This window comes from Rouxiella aceris (assembly GCF_012933545.1).
Taxonomy (GTDB): Bacteria; Pseudomonadota; Gammaproteobacteria; order Enterobacterales; family Enterobacteriaceae; genus Rouxiella; species Rouxiella aceris.
The window spans coordinates 1-1,336 of record NZ_JAADJU010000023.1; the positions used below are offsets into that span (position 1 = coordinate 1).

Annotated in this window: 1 protein-coding gene and 1 other annotated feature; the gene reads right to left on the reverse strand. The window is 51.8% G+C overall.

Going from position 1 to position 1,336, the window contains the following annotated elements; translation table 11 throughout:
* Nucleotides 1–42: 42 nt before the first annotated feature.
* Nucleotides 43–1,283 (reverse strand): IS3 family transposase gene (locus GW590_RS24140; protein ID WP_169405623.1). Its coding sequence is split into 2 segments (ribosomal slippage): nt 43–968 and nt 968–1,283, totalling 1,242 coding nucleotides; the frame shifts between segments, so codons are not numbered across the junction.
* Nucleotides 859–975, reverse strand: a sequence feature (AL1L pseudoknot). Its footprint overlaps the gene before it by 117 nt.
* Nucleotides 1,284–1,336: the final 53 nt, after the last annotated feature.

Genomic DNA, 1,336 nt, shown 5'->3' on the forward strand with positions numbered 1-1,336 from the left:
TGAACCGCACCGGTTTTTTTGGAGAGAGTTAAGTTCGGAAGTTCAGGCTGCCAGAACATTATTTGCACTGGAAGCATAATATGCTTTTTCGGCTTCAACTGGTGGTATGTGACCGATACGCTCGAGCAACCTGCGATTGTTATACCAGTCCACCCACGCCAGTGTCGCCAGCTCCACTTCTGCATGGTTTTTCCAGCTTTTACGATGTATGACTTCCGCTTTATAAAGCCCATTGATACTCTCGGCCAGAGCATTATCGTAAGAGTCTCCTGTGCTGCCGGTCGACGCCAACAGCTCCGCCTCCTGCAGCCGCTGGGTGTACGCCAGTGACACGTATTGGGAGCCTTTGTCCGAGTGATGGATTGTACCTGAGGGGCGGCGTGCCCACAGAGCCTGTTCCAGAGCATCTAGCACGAACCTCGTTTCCATCGACGATGAGACTCGCCAACCAACGATCGCACCAGCGAACACATCAATAATGAACGCCACATAAGCGAAGCCCTGCCAGGTGCTGACGTACGTAAAATCTGCACACCAAAGCTGATTGGGGCGTTCTGCCACGAACTGGCGGTTTACCCGATCTGCTGCTGCCGCTGTTTTGCGACCGGTCGTGGTCCTAATCACTTTGCCACGGAGTACACCCCTAAGACCGATTGTTTTCATCAGGCGTTCAACAGTACATCGGGCAACGCTAAAGCCCTCACGGAGTAACTGACGCCAGACTTTTCGTGCTCCATAGACACTGTAATTTTCTTCGTAAACGCGTTTTATCTCTTGGCTGATTTGAGCATCACACTTTTCTCGTTGGCTACATTTTTCAGGATGCAGCCGGCGTTGCTGATGCCAGTAATATGTTGACGGGGCAATATCCAGTTCGAGACATACCGGCCCGACCCCGTGTGTACCACTCAGACGCTGCATAAGTGGCATTATTTTTTCCAGTGGCGGTCGAGCTCCGCCTGAGCAAAATAAGCTGAGGCCTGGCGCAATATATCATTGCTGCGGCGTAGCTCCCGATTCTCACGTTCCAGTTCTTTTAAACGCTGGCGCTCATTGGTGCTCAGTCCGCCATCATCAGTGCTAGCGGTGCTGACACCACCACGGACATCATTTTTATGCTGACGCAACCAGGTTCGTAAGGTGTCGTAATGGCACCCGATTTTTGACGAAATGGCACGAATGGCATCCGGCTCAGAGTCATACTCATCACGGTGTTCCAACAACATTCTGACAGCGCGCTCACGCAGTTCAGGGGGATAGCGTTTGGCGTATTGTGATTTCATTTGGGATCTCCTGTTACTGAAAGTTTAGTCTCCAAGAAACCCGGGGCGGTTCA